The sequence below is a fragment of the Listeria fleischmannii subsp. fleischmannii LU2006-1 genome, from assembly GCF_000344175.1.
In the GTDB taxonomy this organism is placed as follows: Bacteria; Bacillota; Bacilli; order Lactobacillales; family Listeriaceae; genus Listeria; species Listeria fleischmannii.
Map to the genome: position 1 here is coordinate 1 of NZ_ALWW01000102.1, position 459 is coordinate 459.

Annotated in this window: 1 protein-coding gene; it reads right to left on the reverse strand. The window is 39.4% G+C overall.

What is annotated here, in order from left to right; genetic code table 11:
* Window positions 1–112: 112 nt before the first annotated feature.
* Window positions 113–442 (reverse strand): MDR/zinc-dependent alcohol dehydrogenase-like family protein, encoded by a 330-nt coding sequence (locus LFLEISCH_RS14440; RefSeq protein WP_007478157.1) that lies wholly within the window; start codon window positions 440–442, stop codon window positions 113–115.
* Between the last annotated feature and the right edge of the window lie 17 nt (window positions 443–459).

The window sequence follows — 459 nt, forward strand, 5'->3', positions numbered from 1 at the left end:
GAAAGGTTTATCGGAGTGTCTTGCGGATAAACAGGTGAGCTATTCCCAATTGCGTGCGATAAATCAACATACATCAAAATAGTCCTCCTTAAAAGCATATAAACGCTGGATTCTAGTCTGTCATTTCAACAATGATTTTGCCAATATTTTTACCTTCAAAAAGAGAAATAAAGGCGGGAACAATTTGATCAAATCCTTTTAAAACCGTCTCTTTATGCGTCAACTTCCCTTCTCGAAGCCATTTAATGAGCTGTTCTGTGGCTTCTTTGTAGTCCTCCTTATAATTCGTTACCGAAAAGCCCTGCATTAACGCATTCGCTTGAATTAAATAGCGCTGTACTCGCGTCCCAACATCCTCTTCTGCCGGTGAATTATAATTGGAAATAGTTCCACAAACAGGAATACGCGCAAATTTATTTAAAAAGTGGCCAGACCGCTTCACTAAATTTCACCGCCAAC